We start from the raw sequence: 21,154 nt of genomic DNA on the forward strand, positions 1-21,154 counted from the left end.
CGTGCGGCCACATCGCGCACGCCGACACGGTGGGCGCTCTGAACGTTCTACGGGCCGGGCTGGTCCGTCGCGACGCCAACCAGGCATAGCGAGAACCCCCCTCGTTCACGAGGGGGAGGAGTCACCTGAACCTTCTCCCCTTTCCGAGGGTGGGCGGGGTGGTGCCCCTGTCAACCCTGCCCCCGTCGCAGGGACAGTCACCCACGCCTGCGAGGTCTTGACGCACCTCGTACGACTTTCCCGCCACGGCATCAAGGACGCGTGAAGACCGGCGCGGCGGCCGTATGAATAACGCCAAGAACACTGGTGATCCGGCCATGGCGCTCGGACGCTGTCCTCACTTTGGTCCAACGGAGGAACAGCGGAAGATGTCCATAGACATGGGAAAGCCGAGCGCGGCAGCAGGACAGGCCCCGGGCACGGAGGAACCTCCTGATACCGGCGTACGGACGCCGACGGCAGGCGACCGCCACCGGCTGACAGCCCTTCAGGGGCTGGCCGCGCTGTCGCTGGACGCGATGGCGTCCGTGGCGTACGGGCCGGAGTCGATCGTGCTGGTCCTGGCCGCGGCCGGTGCCTACGGCATGGGCTTCACCCTCCCCGTCACCCTGGCCATCGCCGCGCTGCTGGCGGTCCTGGTGGCCTCGTACCGGCAGGTGATCGCCGCGTTCCCGGACGGCGGCGGCTCGTACGCGGTCGCCAAACGCCATCTGGGCCGGCGTACGAGCCTGGTCGCCGCGGCCTCGCTGATCCTGGACTACGTCCTGAACGTCGCCGTGTCCGTCACGGCCGGTGTGGCCGCCCTCACCTCGGCGTTCCCCGAGCTGTACGGAGAGCGGGTGTGGATCTGCCTGGGCATCCTGGTGCTGGTCACGGCGGTGAACCTGCGCGGGGTCGTGGAATCCGCCAAGGCGTTCCTCGTGCCCACCGCCGTCTTCGTCGGGTCGATCCTCGCGATGGTCGTCGTCGGGCTCTTCCGTGACGGTCCCGTCAGCACCGCGTCCGCTGCCGGACACGCCTCCGCCCTCGGCGAGGGCGCGACGACTGTCGGCGCGCTCCTGCTGCTGAAGGCCTTCGCCGCCGGCTGTTCGGCCCTGACCGGAGTCGAGGCCGTCGCCAACGCCGTTCCCTCCTTCCGCGCCCCGGCCGCCCGCCGCGCGCAGCGCACCGAGGTCGCCCTCGGCGCGCTGCTGGGCGTGATGCTGATCGGCCTGTCGATCCTCATCGGGCGCTTCCACCTCCAGCCGGTCGAGGGCGTCACCGTCCTCGCGCAGCTCGCGGACGCCTCCTTCGGCCACAACCTCGCCTTCTACATCGTCCAGTTCGCCACCATGGTGCTGCTGGCGCTCGCCGCGAACACCTCCTTCGGCGGACTGCCCGTCCTGATGAGCCTCCTGGCCCGCGACAACCACCTGCCCCACGTCTTCGCCCTCAAGGCCGACCGCCAGGTCCACCGCCACGGCGTGGTCTGGCTGGCGCTCGTCTCCGCCCTCCTGCTCGTCTTCTCCGGCGGCGACACCAACACCCTCGTCCCGCTCTTCGCCATCGGCGTCTTCATCGGCTTCACCATCTGCCAGGTCGGCATGGTCCGGCACTGGTACGGGGAGCGGCCGCGCGGCTGGCAGGCGAAGGCGGCGCTCAACGGCTTCGGCGCCCTCCTGACCGGTGTGTCGGCCGTCGTCGTCACCGCCACCAAGTTCACCGAAGGCGCCTGGCTGATCGTCGTCGCGCTGCCGCTGCTCGTTCTCGGCTTCGAGAAGATCCACCGTGCGTACACCGAGATCGGCGAACGCCTGGAGCTCGGCCGGATCCCGCAGGCCCCGCGACGATCCCGCTCCGTGGTCGTGGTCCCCGTCTCCGGTCTGTCCCGCCTGACCAGCCAGGCCCTCACCGCCGCCCGCTCGCTCGGCGACGAAGTCCTCGCCGTGACCGTCACCCACCCGTCCCCCGAGGACCGTGAAGCGGCCGAAGCCCTGCGGCGCGACTGGGAGCTGTGGAAGCCCGGCGTCGAACTGGTCGAGCTCTCCTCGGAAACCCGCTCCCTCGGACGCCCCTTGTCGGCGTACGTACGGAAGCTGGCGCAGCGGCACCAGGACGCGCAGGTGACCGTCCTGATCCCGGAGACCGAACCCGCCCACCTCTGGCAGCGACTGCTGCAGAACCAGCGCGGCTCCGTCGTCGCCCACGCGGTCCGCCGCGACACCGCCGCCGTGATCTGCCGGCTGCGCTTCCGCATCACCGCCGAGGCACGTTGACACACCTCTGACGGCGGCTTGACGCGTCTCGTGCGCCGCCGTCAAGGAGGTGCCAATTCCCGCACCTGTATGGGTGTTTCCGCCGGAACGGGCAGTAGTTTCCTGCCTGTTGAGCCGCCGGGGACACCAAGTACTCACATGACGGCCGAGGGGGTCCATGGAGACAGTCCCCGGCGGCGACACCCCCTCCCGCGCTCTGGCCACGAGCTGCCAGGGCTGCCACGCCTCGAACCCATCCAGAAGGTCGCTTCATGCCTCCCTCCGCCGCGCAGCACGTTCCTCCGGGTCTCGGGACACCTCCGCGGACCCCGACCGACCGACCGTCCCGGAAACGCTCCGGCCAGGTGAACGTGGTGGACCCCGAGCTCCTCGCCGCCTCCGCACGGGAGGCCGTCGGCAAGCTCCACCCCCGCGAACTGGTCAAGAAGCCGGTGCTGTTCGTCGTCGCCGTCGGATCCGTGCTGACCACACTCTCGGCGCTCATCCACCCGTCCGTCTTCACCTGGGTGATCAGCGTCTGGCTCTGGCTGACGGTCCTGTTCGCCAACCTCGCCGAGGCCGTCGCCGAAGGCCGGGGCCGCGCCCAGGCGGAAACACTGCGCAAGGCACGTACGGACACGGTCGCGGTGCGGCTGAACCACTGGACGTACGGGGCGAACCTGCACCGGGCCGAGACGGAGGTGGTCACGCCGGCCGAGCTCCAGCCCTTCGACTTCGTCCTCGTCGAGGCCGGCGAGCTGATCCCGGCCGACGGTGACGTCGTCGACGGGGCCGCGATGGTCGACGAGTCGGCCGTCACCGGCGAATCGGCACCCGTGCTGCGGGAAGCGGGTGGCGACCGGTCCGGCGTCACCGGCGGTACGACCGTGCTGTCCGACTCGATCGTCGTACGGGTCACCTCGCGCCCGGGGCGCAGCTTCATCGACCGGATGATCGCCCTGGTCGAAGGCGCCACCCGGCAGAAGACGCCGAACGAGATCGCACTGAACATCCTGCTGGCCGCCCTGACCGTCGCCTTCGTCCTGGTGGTCGTCTCCATCCAGCCGATGGCCGCCCACGCGCACGCCGCACAGTCCACGACCGTCCTGGTCGCCCTCCTCGTCACCCTCATTCCCACCACGATCGGCGCCCTCCTGTCGGCCATCGGCATCGCGGGCATGGACCGGCTCGTCCAGCGCAACGTCATCGCCATGAGCGGACGCGCCGTCGAGGCCGCCGGAGACGTGAACACCCTGCTCCTCGACAAGACCGGCACCATCACCCTCGGCAACCGCGAGGCCGCGGCCTTCATCCCCCTGCCCGGCGTGGACCACCTCAAGCTGGCGGACGCCGCCCAGCTGTCCTCGCTCGCCGACGAGACGCCCGAGGGCCGCTCCGTCGTGGCTCTCGCCCGGCAGCACGGGCTACAGCCGGCCGCCGCGGAGGAACTCAGCAATCCGCGGTTCACCGAGTTCAGCGCCCGGACCCGGATGAGCGGCGTCAACCTGAGCTGGGACAACGGCGCCGGCTGCGCCATCCGCAAGGGCGCGACGGCTCAGGTCTGCGACTGGGTGACGATGCGCGGCGGCACCGTACCGCCGGAAGCGGTGGCCTGGTCGGCCACCGTGTCGGAGTCCGGGGGCACGCCCCTCCTGGTGGCGGTCCACGACTGGGACGGGCCGCGGGTGCTCGGGATCATCCACCTCAAGGACGTGGTCAAGGAGGGGATCCGGGAGCGGTTCGAGGAGCTGCGCCAGATGGGGATCCGTACGGTCATGGTGACCGGCGACAACGAGCTGACGGCCCGCGCCATCGCCGCCGAGGCCGGCGTCGACGAGTACCTGGCGGAAGCCACCCCCGAGGACAAGCTGGCCCTCATCAAGCGGGAGCAGGCCGGAGGCAAGCTGGTCGCGATGACGGGTGACGGCACCAACGACGCCCCCGCCCTTGCCCAGGCCGACGTCGGCGTCGCCATGAACACCGGTACCTCGGCCGCCAAGGAGGCCGGGAACATGGTCGACCTCGACTCCAACCCCACCAAACTCATCGACATCGTCGAGATCGGCAAGCAGCTCCTCATCACCCGCGGAGCGCTGACCACGTTCTCCATCACGAACGACGTCGCGAAGTACTTCGCGATCATCCCGGCCATGTTCACGGCGGCCTACCCGGGCCTCGAAGCCCTCAACATCATGGGCCTGAGCAGCCCCCGGTCCGCGATCACCTCGGCGATCATCTTCAACGCGCTGATCATCGTCGCGCTCATCCCGCTGGCCCTGCGCGGCGTCCGCTACAAGCCCGCCTCCGCTCACGACCTCCTGCGCCGCAACCTCCGCGTCTACGGCTTGGGCGGGCTGATCCTCCCGTTCATCGGCATCAAGCTCATCGACCTCGTTGTCTCCCACATCCCCGGCATGGGATGAGTTCCGGGCCGACCCGCCTGCGGGTACGAGATCACGGCACGCCTGAGGGAGCAGGGCTTCTCCGACCTCGCCGAAGGGACCGCCCGCGCGCTGCTCGTCAGGATGGGGAAGCGTGGTCCCGTCGACGTGGAGAAGGCCGCCTCGGAGAAGGGGCCGCCGCGCAAGGTGCACTCGGCTCCGAGCGGATCCTGGGGCGTTCACTACGCCACCGGGGGCGGGTCATGTGCCTGACGGGCCTGGACTACTTCTCCACCCTCGGCTACCAGCCCGGCATCGCGTTCCTCGCGGCCGGTCTGCTGTCGCCGCTGGCGACCGTCGTGCTCGTGCCGCTGACCCTCTTCGGCGCGCTGCCCGTCTACCGGCGGGTGGCCGAGGAGAGCCCGCACGGCGAGGGCTCCATCGCCATGCTGGAGCGGCTTCTGACGTTCTGGAAGGGGAAGCTGTTCGTCCTGACCTGCTCGGGTTCGCGGCGACCGACTTCCTCATCACCATCACCCTTTCCGCGGCGGATGCGACCGCGCACATGGTGGAGAACCCGCACCTCACCAGCACCCTGCACGGCCACGAGGTACTGATCACCCTGATCCTGATCGCGCTGCTCGGCGGCGTCTTCCTGAAGGGCTTCAGTGAGGCCATCGCCCTCGTCGTGTTCCCGAAACTCGCGCTCGGCCTCTCCGGCTTCGAGACCGGTGTGGCGGTCATGCCGCACGTCCACGGCGACCCGGACGACTCCGCGGACAAGCCCGCCGGCCGGATCCGCGGTGCCAAGAAGCTGCTGACCACGGCGGCCGTGATCATGAGTATCTCCCTGATCTGCTCCAGCCTCATCACCACCCTGCTGATCCCTGCCGCAGCGTTCCAGCCGGGTGGCGAGGCCAACGGCCGCGCCCTCGCCTACCTGGCCCACGCATACCTGGGCTCTGCTTTCGGCGCCGTCTACGACATCTCCACGATCCTGATCCTGTGGTGCGCCGGCGCCTCGGCCATGGCCGGCCTGCTCAACCTGATGCCGCGCTACCTGCCGCGCTACGGCATGGCCCCGCACTGGGCCCGCGCCCTGCGCCCGATGGTCACGCCCAGCGGTTCGGCCTGCGTCTGTCTCAGGCCCACGCGGTGGCTGTTGCCGTCGGTCCCGAACCCTACGGGGACGGTTACCCCATCGCCCGGGTCATCGAGACGTCCGTACGGGGGCGGTTCGGCGACGAGAGCATCCTCCTGACCGCCAAGGACGGCAGACTCATCTGCGTCGCCCCGGGAGACAGACCGGATGTACTCGCCTTCTTCGCCCAGCAGGCCAACGCGGCCACGGACGGCGGTCGCGTCGCGATGGGCCGGGCACACCCGGGCCCGGGCGGTGTCGTCCATTCGTACCAGGAGGCCCTGGGCGCCCTCTCACCGGCGGATCGCATGGCACTGGAGGAGCCAGTGCTCCACGCCGTCGACCTGCTGGTGTATCCCGTGCTCGCACGGGACCGGCAGGCCATGGCGGACCTCGTCGTGTCCACCCTCGGACCGCTCCAGCAGGCCCGCGGCGGGGCCCAGCCCCTCCTCGAGACCCTCACCGCCTACTTCGACAGCGGCTGCATCGCGACCGAGGCCGCCCGCAGACTCTCGCTCAGCGTCCGCGCCCTGACGTACCGGCTGGAGCGCATCCACGCCCTCACGCACGTGGACCCAGGAGATCCCGCGCACCGGTACACCCTTCAGACAGCGGTCATCGGAGCCAGGCTGTTGGGGTGGCCCGAAGGGTGACACCCCTGGCTGAGCCGGTCTGGATGCCGTGCCCGGAACGGAGAGACGCCGGTCAAGAACAGCCACGGCCCCACTGCCGGCGACGCCGCAGCCAGTGAACGGCCTCGCCCACGGCCACGATCCAGGCTGCGCCTGCCCCGCGGCCGGCGGCTGATACCGGCTTCTGCTGGAGGAGGGAGACGCCGGCCAAGACCGCGGCGGTTGATGACGCCCCGGGTGCGGGGAGGCAGTCCGGGCGGCCACTCGAAGGCCATCCCCGGGCTGGTGCCCCTGTGGCGTGCCTCTGACGGGGTCCCACGGCGCACGCCGGAGTTCATTCGGAATGCTGACGACTGGGGACGTGAGGCGTCAGCAGCGCGTCAGAATCGCGGCCGACCGCGTCAGAGGACCGTCAGCGAATCGGCTTTGGGGCGCATCCCTGCCGTTGGATGAATTTCCCGACGGAATCGCGAGGGAGGAAGCATGCCGAAGGTGGTCGTCGGTATCAGTGAAGGCCTCGGCGGCCTGTCAGCACTGCACCGGGCCGCTGTCGAGGCCCGGCTGCGGCGGGTGGAGCTGTGCGCTGTGCTGGCGTGGCAGGCCCCGGACGGTGGACCGGGCAGCCGCACCCCCTGCGGGGTACCGGCCCTGGCACTGTGCCGGTCGGCCGCGGCGGACCGGCTGCGCGAGGTACTCGACACCGCGTTCGGTGCCGGGACTCCGGCCGTCACCCTCACGGGCTTCACCGTGCGGGGCACGGCGGGCGCGGCGCTCGTCGACGTCGCCCGCGACCCGGACGACCTGCTCGTGGTGGGCTCGGGGCCACGCGGACCGCTCCGTCGCCTGCTCCGCCCTTCGGTGGCCCGCTACGTCCTCGTGCACGCGGCCTGTCCCGTGCTGACCGTGCCCCCGTCCCCGCTCAAGGCCGCGTACGAAGCGGCCCACCGCCGCAACTCCTGGCGGCTGCCGCTCGACGTCCGGGAACTCGCCTGATGAGCCGCGGGGCCGTTCCGATTCCACCAGGCCGAGGCCGGCGCCCCGTCAGGAGTCGGGCGGTGGCGACCTGGCGGCGGCCAGGGCCCTGACCGCCCGCTGGATGCGGGCGTTCACGGACTCGATCGCGTTCGTGGTGCAGACGATGGGGCGGATCTCGGTGTCGAACCGCAGGAAGGGGGTGAACTCTTCCCATGCGTTCTCCCACAGCCTCACGATCGCCGGATACTTCTTCCCCCAGGCGTCGGCGAACTCGGCGAACCGCTCCAGTGGCGCCTCCTCGGCCGGGGCGGTGCAGACGGGTGAGGAGCTTGGCGATCGTGTCCCAGTCCTGGCGGGCGGCACAGCGGAAGGAGTTCCGCAGCAGGTGGGCCACGCAGGTCTGGACAGTGGTGCGGGGCCATACGGTCGCGACGGCGTCGGGCAGGCCCTCGCCGGCGTCGCCGGCCCACAGCCCGAGGATGTCCCGTCGGCCTTCGGCGGTGACGGCCAGGGCGACGTGGATCGGCCGGTTGGCGACGGCCCCGTCGCGGATCTTCAGGTGGATGGCGTCGATGAAGACCACCGGATAGACGGCGTCGACGGCACTGCTGGTCGCGCTCGGCGCCTGGGGGCGACGCCGTCTCCGGCGGATCGGCCGACGACCGACGGCAGGAGGGATGAAGCGGTGCGACGTCGCCGCCGTCGCGGCCAAGAACCGCAGCGGACCTGAACAATACCCACCACCAAATAGTCACAAGAAGCAATAATCCGAATAAATTGGGAATAGGTCTTCTTCGGTCAAAGGAGCCCTTGGCATCCTGGTGTCGAGGGAATGCAGGCGACTGCACTCAGAGGGGGGAATCCTCGGTGCCATCGAACGAATCTTCGGCGCCATCTCGGCGTCGGCTCCTGGCCATGGCAGCCGGTACCGGACTCGCCGCCATCACCGCGCCGCTGGCGCTCGGATCACCGGCCCAGGCGATGCAGCACTTGTGGCGATGGTGCCACCAGTGCAGCGGACTCTGGTTCTCCGGCAACAGCAACAGCGGCTACTGCCCCGTCGGCAGCGGAATCTTCGGCTGGGACCACCCGCATCGATCCGCCGGCAGCGGCGACTACGTCCTGGGGGAGATCACCGATCCGGGTGCAGGGGAAACCGAGTGGAAGTGGTGCTCCCGCTGCGCCGGGCTCTGGACGTACACCTACGGATGGCGCGGCGTCAGGAGTACGTGCCCCAACTCCCGCTGGCTCAACGGAAGTCACGACAGCACAGGGTCCGGCAGCTACAAGTTGGAGGGCCTGCCCGGCATGACCAACGGGCCGGGCGGACAGAACCGGTGGTTCTTGTGCGCCAAGTGCGCCGGCCTGTTCTTTGCGGGGAACGGTCCGAAGGGAGTCTGCCCCGCCGGCGGCGCCCACGAGAACCGGACGGGCATCGGCCTCGAATACGTACTGCGTCAACTGTAGAAGGACAGCGAACGCGCCACGCCGATCGGAGGCGGAAGCCGACCCGGTGGGCGCGTCACGAGCGCACTGCCACCGATTGACGGATTCAACTGCCGGGGGGTAGAGAATGAGGCGACGGAGTCTTGCCGGGTTGGCGGCAGGCATCGCTGTCATGAGTACCGTATTGACGACAGGGCCCGCACACGCGACACCGTCGCCGTACTGCTGGGCCGGAATCACGGGGACAGCCGGCATCGGACAGTGCCAAGGCGCGACGTACGGCGGCAGCTGGTACCAGGTCCGTGTGGTGTGCCGTGAGTTCATCGGGTTCGGCTTCGCGTTCACGACGAGGACCAGCCAGCCGACCTACGCTTCGCCTGGGCAGCCCGGCATCGTGGTCCGAACCGCCTCGTGCGCCCCGTTCGGAACCGCCACGAACGCCTGGGTGCAGAGTTGGTGACTTCCTGAGGTCGCCGAGCAGGTCGCAGGCCCCGCACCGACCGTGTGCGGGGCCCAGCGCGGGCTGCAGGGGGGACGCAGGGACGACACGGGCGGGCGAGCCGGCAGGCCACCAGCCCGCCCTCGTACCCCGGACCGGTGGAAGTGAAGGACACGTCTTTCCCCGAGGCCGAGCACACCATGGCCTTGAACCGTTCCCGGCGCGCCGGGTCGCCGGATACAGCCGCACCGTCCCCGAGTACTTCGCCGTTGCGCACTCACAACGCCCCCGGCCCGGGGCGGGCCCGCGGGCCACCGTGGCCGACTCCTCGAAATGCCGGCCACGGTGGTCATCCCCGACGACGCTCCTGCCCCCAAGGTCGGAGGCGCCCGCGCCCCCTCGGCGGCAGGGCCGTCACCTACAGCCGCGGCTGCGAGGACCGTGACACCCCGGTCGCCGACATCGCCACCCGCGACGGCCACGCGGTCGTCCCCTCGGCGGGATCCCGCCACGTCATGAAGGTCGTGCCCGAACCGCGCGGCGCCTGGGCCTGCACCCTGGCCGCCGGGCTCAACGGCGGCGTACTCCACGAGTCGGGGACGATCGGTGTCGTGATCTCCGGAGGCAGCGTGGACCCGCCCGCCTTCCGCCGGCTGATCAGCCAGCCAGCCAGCCCGCCCGCCGGAAGGACCCCGCACGTGCCTGACCTCGACCGCCCGTTCCCCACCGTCACGCAGTACGCCAGCCCGGACCTGATCGCCGCCATCGTCTACGACGGCCACGACCAAGGAGCCGATCCCCGCTGGGCCGAGAGCGGCGCCCCCGACCTCGACACATACCGCACGTGGTGCGGCCACATGTGCGGCATCGCCTGCCTGCGCATGGCGCTCCTCGCCCGGACCGGCGACGCGCCCACCCTGTTCGAACTCCTCGACGGCGCCAGAAAGTACGGCGCCTACACCGAGGACGCGGACAGCGGAGCGATCCACGGCCTGATCTACGCCCCGTTCGCCCAGTACGTGCACGACGTCCACCGCCTGCACGCCGAAGTCCACCCCACCCTGACAGTGCCCGGCCTGCTCGCCCTGCTCGACTCCGGCCGGCTGGTGATGGCCTCGGTCCACAAGGAGATCCGCCGCCCCGAGAACCCCGCCCCCGGCAAGGGCGGACACCTTGTGCTCCTCACCGGCCGCCAAGGCGACACAGTGCACTTCCGCAACCCGTCCGGCCACACGGAACAAACCCGCACCGCGAACCTGCCCGTCGCCGCATTCGCCGAGTTCTTCGTCGGCCGCGGGGTCTCCATGACCTGAACACAGCCGCGGTGGCTCCCTGCGGACGGCCGAGGCCCCTGCCAGACGTGGCAGAGGCCTCGGGGTGCAGCGAGTCAGTCCTCGACGCGGCTCCAGACACTGGGCACGACGCCGGGCATCCGGTGGGCGACCCGCTGTTCCTCCTTGGTTCCGTGCCGTGCCGTGCCGTGCCGGGTGGCGGGGCTCCGCCAGGTACCGGCGTCTCCACGTGGGCAGGTGGCCTGCTGCTTGTCCCAGCCGATGGCGAACGCGGTGCGGTCGAAGCCGGCGTCGGCGCGTCCTGGGGCGAGCATGACCCACATCGGCCATCAGCCTCGGCGAGGGTCAGCTACCTTCAGCGCGCCCGGCTGGCTTGACGGGTTGCCCGGCAGTCCACTTCTCGCTGCTCGCACCGCCGGCAGTCGCCGGAGTCGAGCAGCACACGGTCATCCACCGTACGCCACCGCCCTGCGGACGCCTGGGAAAACGCCACCCGTCAACGGTCCGCAGCTGGCGGATCCAGCCGGGCGGGCCATACCCCTGACGGACCGGGCGCGTTTCCCGGTCACAGGACGGTTTGCCCCGTACGGTGGGCTCGCCGGGCCCCAGCCCCCTGTAGCGAGGGGTGCGGGCAGTCCCATGGAACCTTCCTCCACCGGAACAGGCTGGTGCATGACATTCACTCCGTCTGCCCGGCTCACCCGCCGGGCTCTGGTCTCCGCCGTACTCGCGCTCGGAGCCGCTGCCGTGCCCACCGTCGGCGGATCCCGGGCCCGCGCCGCAACCGGCGTCGGGGCGTTCGGGGGCTGGGACCGTGAAGGCTTCACCGTGCCCGAGATCACCGATTGCGTCGGCTGGGGTGCCCGGGAGGCGTCCGAGCCCGTCGTGGTCCTCGCCGCGCGTCCCGAGCGGATCATCGTCCACCACACGGCGACAGCCAACGTCACCGACTACTCGCGGGCGCGGGCCCATACGCTGGCCCGCGCCATCCAGACCCACCACATGGACCTGCAGGGCTGGATCGACACCGGGCAGCACTTCACCATCAGCCGGGGCGCCTTCGTCCTGGAGGGCCGCCACCGCAGCCTCGCCGCGCTGAACGCCGGGGACCGGATGGTGCGAGCCGCCCACTGCATCGGCCAGAACAGCGCGGCCATCGGCATCGAGAACGAGGGCACCTACATGACCGAGGAGCCCCCGGAGGTTCAGTTCTCCGCCCTCGCCGATCTGTGCGCCCACATCTGCCGCCAGTACGACGTGCCCGCCTCCGAGATCCACGGACACCGGGACTTCAACAGCACCGACTGCCCCGGCGACATGCTCCATGCGATGCTGCCGAAGCTGCGCGAGGACGTGGCCCGGCGCCTCGGAAGCGCCACCCCCGGGCCGCTGCCGCGCTGGCCCACGAATCCGCCCCGCGACTGGCCCGCAGCCCCGGCAACCGCCGCAGACGCCCCCGCCGAGTAAAAACGCCGGACGGCCTCGCACCCTGCCTTCGCGGTTGGCCCGGCGCTGTCCGTCGTTGCGCAGGGCTCGCCCGGATTCGCCGAGGGGGCCGAGCGGGGCGACCCGGTCGCGCAGACCGAGCACACAGCACTGCGCCCCGCCTTCGGAGGAGGGCGGGGCGCAGCGGCAGTGCGGAGGATCAGGCGTATGCGCAGATCGCGTACACCGAGATGCCCACGCTGCTGTACGCGTTCTGACGCCCGAGACCGATCCAGCCCCGCCCGTCATCGGTCGGGAACGAGCCGACCAGGATGGCGTCGTTGCCCTGTGCCTCGGCACCGCCGCCGACGGCGACCTTCCCCGCCGGGCAGTACACCGTCCGCCGCTGGAAGTTCGGCACGTTCGCGTTCGGCAGCTTCACCACCTGGTACCCGTCGACAGCCGCAGCCCGCGATACGTGCCCCCTCGTCGGAGCCGTCTGACTGTCCGACGCCTGCGCCGCCCAGCCCACGCCCGACACCAGCGCCACCGCCAGCGCGCCCGCTCCGAGAACCTTCAAGCCTCGCATCCTGCTCCTCCACGTCCGGCAAGGCCCCGATGACCGGGACCCCGTCCACGACCCCAACCCTGCCGGGGCAAGTCGCCCAGAGCGCCGCGTACGGTGACCAAACGCCCGGATATGACGAAGCGGGAGCACAGGACTCTCCCGACGCGCCCAGCGTCCGCCCTCGGGCGCCCCGTCCGGGATGCTCGATCCTCCCGGAGCAGGGCCGTGGCGTGGCCGGAACGGGCGGTCAGTCGGCGTCGCTGACAGTGCCGACGGCCCCGCGCGGCCTCACACCAACGCCCCGGTCCGGCTCGACGCTGCGGCTCTGGCACTTCGATCGAGCCACCTGGCTCCACTGCGAGTGCTGCCGGGCGAGCCGGATGGGCATCAGGCGGATCCTTGCCACCCTGACCTTGCCGCGGCCCGGCCCAGCCCGGACCCATCCGACAGGCGTTGAGCATATTTCGGCCACGTTGGACTGCGTGGCGTGATCTCCTCCCCTGCCCCCGCCTGTTCCTGCTGCGAGCGCCCTCACCCGGCGAGAAGCGGATCGACGCCCGGTTCGCCCTGCCGGATGCCGCCCTGGCGGTGTCCGAAGAAGCGCGCCACGAGGTCGGTTCCGGCGCACTCCTGCGGGTGGACGGCGTCGGCTGCTTCAAACGCTGCCTGCTGCCGGTCCGGCTCACCGACGGCATCGAGCTCGTCCTGGGCACCTGGATGGAGATCGGCGCCTCCGACCCGGAGCACGCCCACACCCTCCGGGAGAAGCCCGGCTACGCGACCCTCACGCCGCGCGGGACGCCGGCCAACGCGATCAACCCGTGGGGGGACGCGCTGCTCGGTGCCGCCGCCCCATCAAGGTCCGCGACCGCGACGAGATCCGCTACGTCGCCGCCGACAGCGCCCACCCCGTCCTCCGGAAGGTCCCGGCCGGCCCTGGGACCGTCACCAGGTCCCGAGCTGCTCCGGCCATGCCCTGCCTGTGGCCGTCCGTACGGACCTGGACGACCGCTGGTCCGTCGAACGGCCGCCCGGGCTGGAGGCGCGGTCGTCGACGGCGTTTCCCGGTTCGGCGGGCCGGACCGCATCGTGTTCGCCGGCCTGTTCACCGACGACGCCGACCGCAGCCCCGTGGAATTCCTCGGCTCGCTGCCGGAAACCGCCCCCACCGTCCCGCGTGAACAGCAGCCGACCGAACAACCTGCCGTCGGCGCACCGACCCCGCCACAAGGCACTACACCCCTTCTCCCGGCCGCAGCCACCGGCGCGCCTGAACACCCCAGACCAGCACGGCGGCCAGGGCGATCGAGACGACGGCCGTGGACATCCCCGCCTGGACGCCGACCCGCACGGTGAGCGCGCTGGCCACCAGGGCGCCGAGCGGGACGCCGAGGCCCGAGGAGAGCATCCGGCGTGTCGTGTTGACCCGGCCCTGCAGCTCGGACGGCGTCACCTCCTGGGAGTACGTCATCGTGTTGACCAGGACGACGAGGTAGGCCGATCCCCACACGGTCAGCGCGACCAGCGTGATGCGCCAGTCGGAGGTGAGGACGACCACCAGGCCGAGCAGCGCTCCGAGCGGGAGCACCCCCAGGAGGAGGGGCACGGCCTCGAAGCGGCGCCGCAGCCGGGGCAGCAGGAACGACCCGCCGATGCCTCCCGCGCTCCACGCCATGTACAGCAGCCCGATCCGTCCGTCGGATCCGTGGATGCCCAGCACCCGGTCGGCGAAGACGACGAGCTGCCCGATGATGGCGCCGCCGGAGAACGACTGCAGGGTGCCGACGACGGTCATGAGGCGCAGCGTCGGGTGGTGGTGGAGAAAGTGCAGCCCCTCCCGGATGGACTCCTTGAACCCGGGCCGCTTCGCCGCCGCCGGCCTTTCGGGCCGGGCGACGGTACGTGCGACGGCACTGAGGAGCAGGGCGGAAACGGCGAAGGACAGGGCGTCGAGCGCCAGTGTGCCGGCCGGGCGGAAGAAGACGATCAGACCGCCCGCCACCGCGTTTCCGGCGATGCGCACGACCGTCTGCGCACCGTAGAGCGCGCTGTTGGCCTCGGTCAGCTTGTCCTTGCCGACGATGTCGGGGACGAAGCCGTACACGCCCGCCTCGAAGAAGAGGGTGAGGCTGGCCGAGGCGAGGGCCACGAAGAGGACCTGCCACCCGGTCAGGACGCCCAGCGCGGAGGCGAGGGGGACGGAGGCGATGCAGGCGGCGTTGAGCCAGTCGGTGACGATCATCAGGCGACGCCGGTCCATCCGGTCCGCGACGGTGCCGGCGATCAGCCCGAAGACCACATAGGGGAGGGTCGCGGCGGCCGCCACCAGGGAGACCATGAGCGGTGAGCCGGTCTCCTGGAAGGCCAGCACCGGCAGGACCACCGTGGTGACCGCGGATCCCAGCCCGGAGACTGCGCGCGACAGCCAGAACCCGCGGAAACCGGGGACACGACGCAGCGGGACCTGTCGCGTTACGGGCGTCGGGTCACCGATGTCTTTCTGGGGTAGGGAGGTCATGGGGCGGGGCGCGTCCTTTCGGGGGTGAAACGGGAGACACCCCATCAGCCCGATGCCGATGGGGTGTCACATGGAGTGCGATATGCGCGTACTGCACGACACATGAACGGTGTCGGGCGATATACGAAGGTGTGATGCGAAGCGGTGAAGCCTGATCCTCAAGACGGAATGCGGCCGAACCGATGGCCACTCACCCTGCTCCCGAACACGGCCGACGAAGAGCGGACCGCGGGAGAGGGGGATTCCGGAGACTGCAGGGATCATAGCAGGTGGTGGCCGGGCGAGTACAGACGGTCCCGTGCGGCGGGAGCCAGGAACGCGTCGAGGCCGATGTGGCGGATGCCGGCGACGCCCGCGGACTTGGCGAGTACTCCAGGCAGGGCGGCCGTTCGGCGTCGTGGAAGCAGACCGCCTCCAGCCGGCCCCGAGGGCTCTCGACGAGGAGCGGACCGGCGACCGGGAAGTCCCGCACCGCAGGTGTGCCCCAGGGACGTGATCGCCATGTGGACACACGTCAGGCCGGCGCACTCGCGCGGAGCGCGTTCCCGCAGTCCTCCACCCTCTGGGAGATCAACAGCGCGCTGTCGACGGGCAATGGGGCGCGAAACAAATCGAAGCAGTATGGAAACGGTGCTCCACCGGCCCGCCTGCACGGAAGTGCGGGCTCATCCGCCAGTGAAGAGGGCGTGTTGATGGCGTTGCCGGGTCTCGGCTGGGGTGAGGTAGCCGAAGGCCTTGTGCTTGCGCAGGCGGCGGTTGTAGAAGGCCTTCCCGGGCGACGGCCGGGACGCGGCGTCGGCCTGTGACGGTGGCCCCGCTCGGCTCCGGGGGTGCCGCCCGCGGCCACGGCGACGCGCCGAACCGACCGGCCCCCGACCTGCGGAGGGGTACCGGCACCCTGCACGGATGCGCCCGGGCCCGTCCCGGCTCGCGCCCGGGGGCTCCTACCGGAGCGAGCTGTGAGTCGGCAGCTGGAGGAAGCGCTCGTCATCGCGGCCGTACTGCCGCTTGATGGCGTTCCAGAGAACCTGCCCCGTGTCCGACCCGACCACCCCGTCGACCTGCAGACGCAGACGGTACTGGAGCTTCTCCACGGCGTTCCGGGTCTTCGGCCCGAACGCCCCGTCGACCACGACGATGTCACTCGCCGTACCGAGCCCCACGGCCTTGACCCCGCGCTGGACACACACGACCGTGCCGGAAGTACTCCCGCACCGCCCGGTCGGTGATGTGCCGGGACACCGCCGGGGTCTGCGCCTGCTTGAGGTGGATCACGACGTCGTTCTCCAGGGCGTCGCTGTGGCCTTCCAGCAGGATGTTGTATGAGGGCAGCCCGCCGAGCCGATGCCGACGCCCCGGCGGCCCACCACCCGGAGCCGCTGCAAGGCGCTTCGCAGATTTCGGCTACCGGGGCTCGTCGTCGACCGCGCCCGGAGCCAGGGCGGGGGAGGGGAAGGCGTGGCGTGCCTCTCCGCCGGACCACCACACGCCGATGGCGAGGACCGCGGCCGACTCCAGCAGCGCCGCGCGGGACAGTCCGCCGCAGGGCAGCGGGGAGCAGCCCATCGACGTGATCAGCTCCGATGTCAGGGCCGCCGTGGCGGGGGCGTCGGCACAGAACGGCACCGCCAGGGGCGCGCCCTCGAAGGCGGGCCGCGGGAGGGTCCAGATGCTTTCGTGGCAGATGCCGAAGACCTTGGCGACGCCGGCGTCCGGCGCGGCTGCCGCGATGCGCGCGGCGACGGAGTCCGTGCCGCCGGCGGTGGTCAGCGAGGGCCCGTCCGGGCCGGGCGCCATGGGCACCGTGCAGTCGAGCACCGTCCGCCCGGCCAGAGCAGGGGCGAGCTCTTGGGCCAACCGCGGGGCGTCGCCCGCCGGTACGGCCATCAGGACGGCCTCTCCGTGAGCAGCCGCCTCGGTCAGGCCGCCGTGCCCGGTGGCTCCGATCCGGGCCGCGGTCGTGGCGGCGGCCGCCACGTTCCGCCCGCCCACCAGGACCTGGTGCCCGGCCCGTACCCAGGCACCGCCCAGGGCCGTCGCCATCGATCCCGTACCGAGAATGCCGATGCGCATGATGCTGCTCCTTGTGCTCTTCCGTCGTGGGGTGTCGTGCCAGCGACGCTAGGCGGGCCGATGCATACCGCACGGTGTCCAACAGCCGGGCACGATGGGCGGATGGGAGAGCGCGATGAGCTGGCGGGGGACGGGTTCGCGACGGACTGCCGGGCCCGGGTCGCCTTCGAGGTGCTGGCGAACCGATGGGACAGCGTGGTGGTCTTCGTTCTCGGCGAGGACGGCCCGATGCGCCCGCGCGCCCTGGTGGACCGGATCGGCGGGATCAGCCCCAAGGTGCTCAACGACGCGTTGCAGCGGCTGGAGTACAACGGCCTGGTGGAGCGCCGCCGTTACGCCGAGGCGCCACCGCGCGTCGACTACGCCCTCACCGAGGCCGGCGCAGGGCTGCTGGTACCCATCCGGGCGATGGGTACCTGGGCCGCCCGCTACGCCGACACCGTCCTGGCCTCCCAGGACCGCTTCGACACCCGCTGATGGTGCGGTGGTCTTTGGGGATAGGGGGTTGAGCAGACCGACGATCACCCTGGCAGCCAGTCACGAAGCGCCGCTGCACCTGGACCGAGTTACGCGGTTCCGGGCCGACGGCGTCGCGGCCGTGCGTCCCGGTCTCCACTCGGGTCGGGTGGGCAGTGCGTCGACAATCCATCGGCGATCGAGAGCGGCTCTCCGAGCCTCCTTCACCCTCACCGCCCTGTCCCTGTCCCTGGCCCTGGCCCTGGCCCTGTCCCTGGCCGTGGCCGTGGCCGTGAGCCTCCACCGGGCCGAGGTGTTCCACATGCTGCTCGGCCCGGTGATGGTGCCGCTGCTGTTCCTCTCCGGCGGCTTCTTCCCGCTCGAGAACCTCCCGGGCTGGGCCCGCGCACTGGCCGCCGCCCATCCGCTCGCCTACGGAGCGGACCTGCTCCGCCGCAGGCCTCACCGTACGTAATATTCTGGCCAGGGGATACGAGCTCGCGGCCGCGCAACCACTCGGTGCTGCTGTCGGCAGAACGAGGCAGGACATGAGGCGGCGGCCGTGCTGACAGGACGACAACGAGAGCTCGCGGCCCTGGCCGAGCTGACCCGTCCCGACGCCCCGGCAACCGCCGTGGTCGTGCACGGCGGACGTGGCACCGGCAAGAGCACACTGCTGCGCGCCGCGCTTCGCCGGGTCGCCGGCGAAGGCGGCCTCGTCCTGTCCGCCATGGCCGAACCGGCCGACGTGCACACCCGGTCGGGGCTGGTCCGGCAGCTCGCCGAACAGCTCCCGAGCCCCCGGACCGGCCGCCCCGAGGGCCCGTGCCCCGCCGCCGAGGAGGAAGCGCACCGCCTGATCGCCGCTGCCGCCCGCCGTGCGCCGCGTACCGTCCTCGGGATCGACGACCTCCAGTGGGCCGACACCGCCTCGGCCGCCTGGCTGGAAACCCTCCTCCGCCGCCTCGACGGCCTGCCCGTCACCGTCGTGGCCACCCACGGCCCGGGCCGCTTCCCGTGGGACGACGATCCCTCGGGCACCCTGCTGCCGCTGTTCCACCGGCGCATCCGGCTCGCGCCCCTCACCGACGCCGAGGTCGCACCACTCGTCCGCACCACCCTCGGCCCCGGCCCCGGCGCGGACCGCGAACCCGACGCCGGGCCCGCCCCCGAGTTCGTCACCGCCTGCCGTACCGCCACCGGCGGCAACCCGGCCCTGCTGCACGCCCTGCTCCGCTCGCTGCGCGCCGCCGCGGCAGTACCCGACGCCGCCACCGCGGCCACCCTCGACCGCCACGTACCGGCCGGCACCGGACGCACCGCGCACGCCGCACTGCGCGCCATGGGCCCCGAGGTGCTCGCCACCGCCGAAGCCGCCGCCGTCCTCGCCGGCCCGCGGCCCCCGGCCGCCGAACTCCTCGCCGTCGCCACGGGGATCGAGCAGCACGCCGTCGAGGACAGCCTGCACGCCCTCACGCTCGCCGGAACGATGGTCCCCGGCGCACACGGCAGCACCTTCAGCGCCCCGCTGCTCGCCACGGCAATCGCCGGCGAGGTCCTGCCCAGCCGGCGCCAGGCACTCCACTCCTGTGCCGCCCGGTTCCTGATCGACCAGGGCGCGGCATGGGCCGACATCGTGCCCCACCTGCTCGGCAGCCCGATCGGACAGGGCGGCATGCCCGAGGCCCTGCTCAATGCCGCCGACGACGCACTGGAACACGGCGAGCACGCCACGGCCGTCGCCTGCCTGCGCCGGGCCCTGCGCGAACCCCTCCCGGAACAGCTGCGCGCCCAGGTCCTCGCCTCCCTCGGCGAGGCCGAACTCGCCCGCTGCGTCCCCACCGCCGTCCACACGCTCAGACGCTCCCTCGACCTGGCCACCGTGCCCGGCGAACAGGCCGCGTCCGCCCGCTCCCTGGCAGGGGCCCTGTTCACCCTCGACCGCTACCCCGAGGGGCTCGACGTCCTCCGACGCGCCGCCCGGCGCATCCGCCACACCGGACCGGCGCACGCCCTCCGGCTCGAGATCGACCTGCTCTACGCCCAGCTCGGCCGGATCCACACCGCCGCGGCCGCCCTGCCCCGGCTGCGTGAACTCGACCCGGCCGCGGCGCAGGGCGGGCCGGCGGAGCGGCCCCTGGCCGCGCTGCTGTCACTGCGCTCCCTGCTCGACGGCGGCGGCTGCCGCGAGGACGCCCTCGCCCACGCCCGGGAGGCGCTGGCCGACGGGGTCTGCCCGGACGGCGACGAGTCGTACGTGTACACCGCGCCCGTACTCGCCCTCTCCGCCGCCGGCCGCCCGGACCTCGCCCTGGCGCGCGTCAACGCGAGCCTGGAAGGGTCCCGCGGCCAGGCGGCCGTGCTGAGACGGGCGTACCTCGTCACGCTCCGGGCCGGCATCAACTACCGGCTGGGCGACGTCCGCGGGTGCGAGGCCGACGCCCGCGCCGCCATCGACGCACTGCGCGGCGTCGGCGCCGGCCCCACCACCAGCCACAGCGTCGCCATGCTCACCGACGCCCTGACCAAACAGGGCCGCTTGGCGGAGGCCGAGGACCTGCTGTCCGAACACGGCCTCACCGGCACCCTCGGGCAGCACTGGGCCAATGACTTCACGGCCCTCGTCCGGGGGCGCCTCAAGGTCGCCCGCGGCAGGGTCGAGGAAGGACTGGAAGACCTCCTGCGCGCAGGGGAGCGTGCCACCACCCGCCTGATGTCGGGTCCGGCCGTGCTGCCGTGGCGTTCCGAGGCCGCTCTGGCCCATGCCGCCCTCGGCGACACCCGGCAGGCGGTGGCGCTCGCCGCCGAGGAGGCCGAACTGGCCCGTGCCTGGGGCGCTCCCGAGATCACCGGCAACGCCTTGCGCGTGCTCGGGCTCGTCACGCCCGGCCCGGACGGCCTCGCGCTGCTGCACGAGGCGGTCGCGCTGCTGGAGCCGACCGCGGCCCGGCTCGCCCACGCACAGGCGCTGGCCGACTGCGGAGCCCTGCTGCGGCAGGCCGGACGGCTGGACGACGCCCGTTCCCGCCTGCGGTCCGCGGCGCTCACCGCCCGCCGGTGCGGGGCCACCGCCGTCGCCGACGCCGCCGAGTGCGAACTGCGGGCCGCCGGCTACCGTCCGGACGCCCCGGCCGAGGACGGCGCGCAGGCACTGACCCCGTCGGAGCGCCGGGTCGCCGCACTGGCCGCCGAGGGTCTGACGAACAAGGAGATCGCCGCGCGGCTGTACGTGGGCCTGCGGACGGTCGAGGTCCACCTCACCAAGGCGTACGGGAAGCTCGGCATCCAGGGCAGGCCCGGCCTGGCCGATGCACTCGCCGCACGGGCGGCCGTACGCGGCTGAGGGCGAACGGGCGAGCGGACGCGCGGACGGCGGGCGGGCCCGGCCGTGGCCAGGGCCGCCCCGGCCGCGTCAGTCCTCCGAAGGTGCGCTGGGCAGCTTGCTTTGGATGAGGTCCATGACGGAGGAGTCGGTGAGGGTGGTGACGTCGCCGAGTGCGCGGTTTTCGGCGACGTCGCGGAGGAGGCGGCGCATGATCTTGCCGGAGCGGGTCTTGGGGAGTTCCGCGACGGG

Annotated in this window: 14 protein-coding genes and 6 pseudogenes; 12 read left to right on the plus strand and 8 right to left on the minus strand. The window is 71.9% G+C overall.

Going from position 1 to position 21,154, the window contains the following annotated elements:
* Positions 1–368: 368 nt before the first annotated feature.
* The 6 genes and pseudogenes from ACIQUT_RS39575 (at position 369) to ACIQUT_RS39600 (ending at position 7,381) form a co-directional block, all read left to right on the plus strand.
* Complete coding sequence (locus tag ACIQUT_RS39575) at positions 369–2,255, plus strand: APC family permease (RefSeq protein ID WP_403570505.1); 1,887 nt, start codon at positions 369–371, stop codon at positions 2,253–2,255.
* Between the two features lie 251 nt (positions 2,256–2,506).
* A complete protein-coding gene (gene kdpB / locus ACIQUT_RS39580) occupies positions 2,507–4,657 on the plus strand; it encodes a potassium-transporting ATPase subunit KdpB (protein WP_403570507.1) in 2,151 nt (716 codons plus the stop codon).
* A gap of 42 nt (positions 4,658–4,699) precedes the next feature.
* Positions 4,700–4,888, plus strand: coding sequence for a hypothetical protein (locus ACIQUT_RS39585; RefSeq protein WP_403570527.1), 189 nt, complete (start codon positions 4,700–4,702; stop codon positions 4,886–4,888).
* Positions 4,879–5,729, plus strand: a pseudogene (locus ACIQUT_RS39590) (amino acid transporter); the annotation flags it as partial. The gene ACIQUT_RS39585 and the pseudogene ACIQUT_RS39590, both read left to right, overlap by 10 nt.
* Positions 5,730–5,731: 2 nt before the next feature.
* Positions 5,732–6,409: pseudogene (locus ACIQUT_RS39595) on the plus strand (PucR family transcriptional regulator); the annotation flags it as partial.
* Positions 6,410–6,871: 462 nt separating this feature from the next.
* Positions 6,872–7,381, plus strand: a complete 510-nt coding sequence (locus ACIQUT_RS39600) for a universal stress protein (protein ID WP_403570509.1) — start codon at positions 6,872–6,874, stop codon at positions 7,379–7,381.
* Positions 7,382–7,465: 84 nt separating this feature from the next.
* Here the strand turns inward: ACIQUT_RS39600 and ACIQUT_RS39605 are convergent.
* Positions 7,466–7,964, minus strand: a pseudogene (locus ACIQUT_RS39605) (transposase); the annotation flags it as partial.
* A gap of 314 nt (positions 7,965–8,278) precedes the next feature.
* Between ACIQUT_RS39605 and ACIQUT_RS39610 the strand changes: the two are divergent.
* Positions 8,279–8,830, plus strand: coding sequence for a hypothetical protein (locus ACIQUT_RS39610; RefSeq protein WP_403570511.1), 552 nt, complete (start codon positions 8,279–8,281; stop codon positions 8,828–8,830).
* Positions 8,831–9,763: 933 nt separating this feature from the next.
* Positions 9,764–10,561 carry a peptidase gene (locus ACIQUT_RS39615; RefSeq protein WP_403570512.1) on the plus strand — a complete coding sequence of 266 codons (798 nt, stop codon included), beginning with the start codon at positions 9,764–9,766 and terminating at the stop codon, positions 10,559–10,561.
* 74 nt (positions 10,562–10,635) lie between these two features.
* On the opposite strand, the gene ACIQUT_RS39620 is transcribed toward ACIQUT_RS39615, so the two are convergent.
* Positions 10,636–10,854: a hypothetical protein gene (locus ACIQUT_RS39620; RefSeq protein ID WP_403570514.1), complete on the minus strand. Its 219-nt coding sequence runs from the start codon at positions 10,852–10,854 to the stop codon at positions 10,636–10,638.
* A gap of 358 nt (positions 10,855–11,212) precedes the next feature.
* Here ACIQUT_RS39620 and ACIQUT_RS39625 point away from each other — a divergent pair, with 358 nt between their 5' ends.
* The gene (locus tag ACIQUT_RS39625) at positions 11,213–12,007 is read left to right on the plus strand and encodes a peptidoglycan recognition family protein (RefSeq protein WP_403570516.1); all 795 of its coding nucleotides are present in this window, start codon (positions 11,213–11,215) and stop codon (positions 12,005–12,007) included.
* A 178-nt stretch (positions 12,008–12,185) separates the two neighbouring features.
* Here ACIQUT_RS39625 and ACIQUT_RS39630 read toward each other — a convergent pair whose 3' ends face one another.
* The 6 genes and pseudogenes from ACIQUT_RS39630 to ACIQUT_RS39655 form a co-directional block, all read right to left on the minus strand.
* A complete protein-coding gene (locus ACIQUT_RS39630; RefSeq protein ID WP_403570517.1) occupies positions 12,186–12,554 on the minus strand; it encodes a hypothetical protein in 369 nt (122 codons plus the stop codon).
* 510 nt (positions 12,555–13,064) lie between these two features.
* Positions 13,065–13,280 (minus strand): hypothetical protein, encoded by a 216-nt coding sequence (locus ACIQUT_RS39635; protein ID WP_403570519.1) that lies wholly within the window; start codon positions 13,278–13,280, stop codon positions 13,065–13,067.
* Positions 13,281–13,767: 487 nt separating this feature from the next.
* Positions 13,768–15,051, minus strand: coding sequence for an MFS transporter (locus ACIQUT_RS39640; RefSeq protein WP_403570521.1), 1,284 nt, complete (start codon positions 15,049–15,051; stop codon positions 13,768–13,770).
* A 944-nt stretch (positions 15,052–15,995) separates the two neighbouring features.
* Positions 15,996–16,214 carry a peptidoglycan-binding protein gene (locus ACIQUT_RS39645; protein WP_403570522.1) on the minus strand — a complete coding sequence of 73 codons (219 nt, stop codon included), beginning with the start codon at positions 16,212–16,214 and terminating at the stop codon, positions 15,996–15,998.
* A 31-nt stretch (positions 16,215–16,245) separates the two neighbouring features.
* Positions 16,246–16,424 (minus strand): annotated as a pseudogene (locus ACIQUT_RS39650) (DUF2252 family protein); the annotation flags it as partial.
* Positions 16,425–16,455: 31 nt separating this feature from the next.
* Positions 16,456–17,130: pseudogene (locus ACIQUT_RS39655) on the minus strand (NADPH-dependent F420 reductase); the annotation flags it as partial.
* A gap of 96 nt (positions 17,131–17,226) precedes the next feature.
* Between ACIQUT_RS39655 and ACIQUT_RS39660 the strand changes: the two are divergent.
* The 3 genes and pseudogenes from ACIQUT_RS39660 (at position 17,227) to ACIQUT_RS39670 (ending at position 20,923) form a co-directional block, all read left to right on the plus strand.
* A complete protein-coding gene (locus ACIQUT_RS39660; protein ID WP_403570524.1) occupies positions 17,227–17,601 on the plus strand; it encodes a winged helix-turn-helix transcriptional regulator in 375 nt (124 codons plus the stop codon).
* Positions 17,602–17,797: 196 nt separating this feature from the next.
* Positions 17,798–18,037, plus strand: a pseudogene (locus ACIQUT_RS39665) (ABC transporter permease); the annotation flags it as partial.
* 105 nt (positions 18,038–18,142) lie between these two features.
* A complete protein-coding gene (locus tag ACIQUT_RS39670) occupies positions 18,143–20,923 on the plus strand; it encodes an AAA family ATPase (RefSeq protein WP_403570526.1) in 2,781 nt (926 codons plus the stop codon).
* Positions 20,924–21,154: the final 231 nt, after the last annotated feature.

This window comes from Streptomyces sp. NPDC090445 (assembly GCF_044769385.1).
Lineage (GTDB): Bacteria > Actinomycetota > Actinomycetes > Streptomycetales > Streptomycetaceae > Streptomyces.

Bases quoted from the DNA above. Each gene is read 5' to 3' on its own strand.
- ACIQUT_RS39660 (WP_403570524.1), top strand. From the start codon at position 17,227: ATGGGAGAGCGCGATGAGCTGGCGGGGGACGGGTTCGCGACGGACTGC.
- ACIQUT_RS39625 (WP_403570516.1), top strand. From the start codon at position 11,213: ATGACATTCACTCCGTCTGCCCGGCTCACCCGCCGGGCTCTGGTCTCC.
- ACIQUT_RS39615 (WP_403570512.1), top strand. From the start codon at position 9,764: ATGAAGGTCGTGCCCGAACCGCGCGGCGCCTGGGCCTGCACCCTGGCC.
- ACIQUT_RS39600 (WP_403570509.1), top strand. From the start codon at position 6,872: ATGCCGAAGGTGGTCGTCGGTATCAGTGAAGGCCTCGGCGGCCTGTCA.
- ACIQUT_RS39610 (WP_403570511.1), top strand. From the start codon at position 8,279: ATGGCAGCCGGTACCGGACTCGCCGCCATCACCGCGCCGCTGGCGCTC.
- ACIQUT_RS39630 (WP_403570517.1), bottom strand. From the start codon at position 12,554: ATGCGAGGCTTGAAGGTTCTCGGAGCGGGCGCGCTGGCGGTGGCGCTG.
- ACIQUT_RS39575 (WP_403570505.1), top strand. From the start codon at position 369: ATGTCCATAGACATGGGAAAGCCGAGCGCGGCAGCAGGACAGGCCCCG.
- kdpB (WP_403570507.1), top strand. From the start codon at position 2,507: ATGCCTCCCTCCGCCGCGCAGCACGTTCCTCCGGGTCTCGGGACACCT.
- ACIQUT_RS39640 (WP_403570521.1), bottom strand. From the start codon at position 15,051: ATGACCTCCCTACCCCAGAAAGACATCGGTGACCCGACGCCCGTAACG.
- ACIQUT_RS39620 (WP_403570514.1), bottom strand. From the start codon at position 10,854: ATGCTCGCCCCAGGACGCGCCGACGCCGGCTTCGACCGCACCGCGTTC.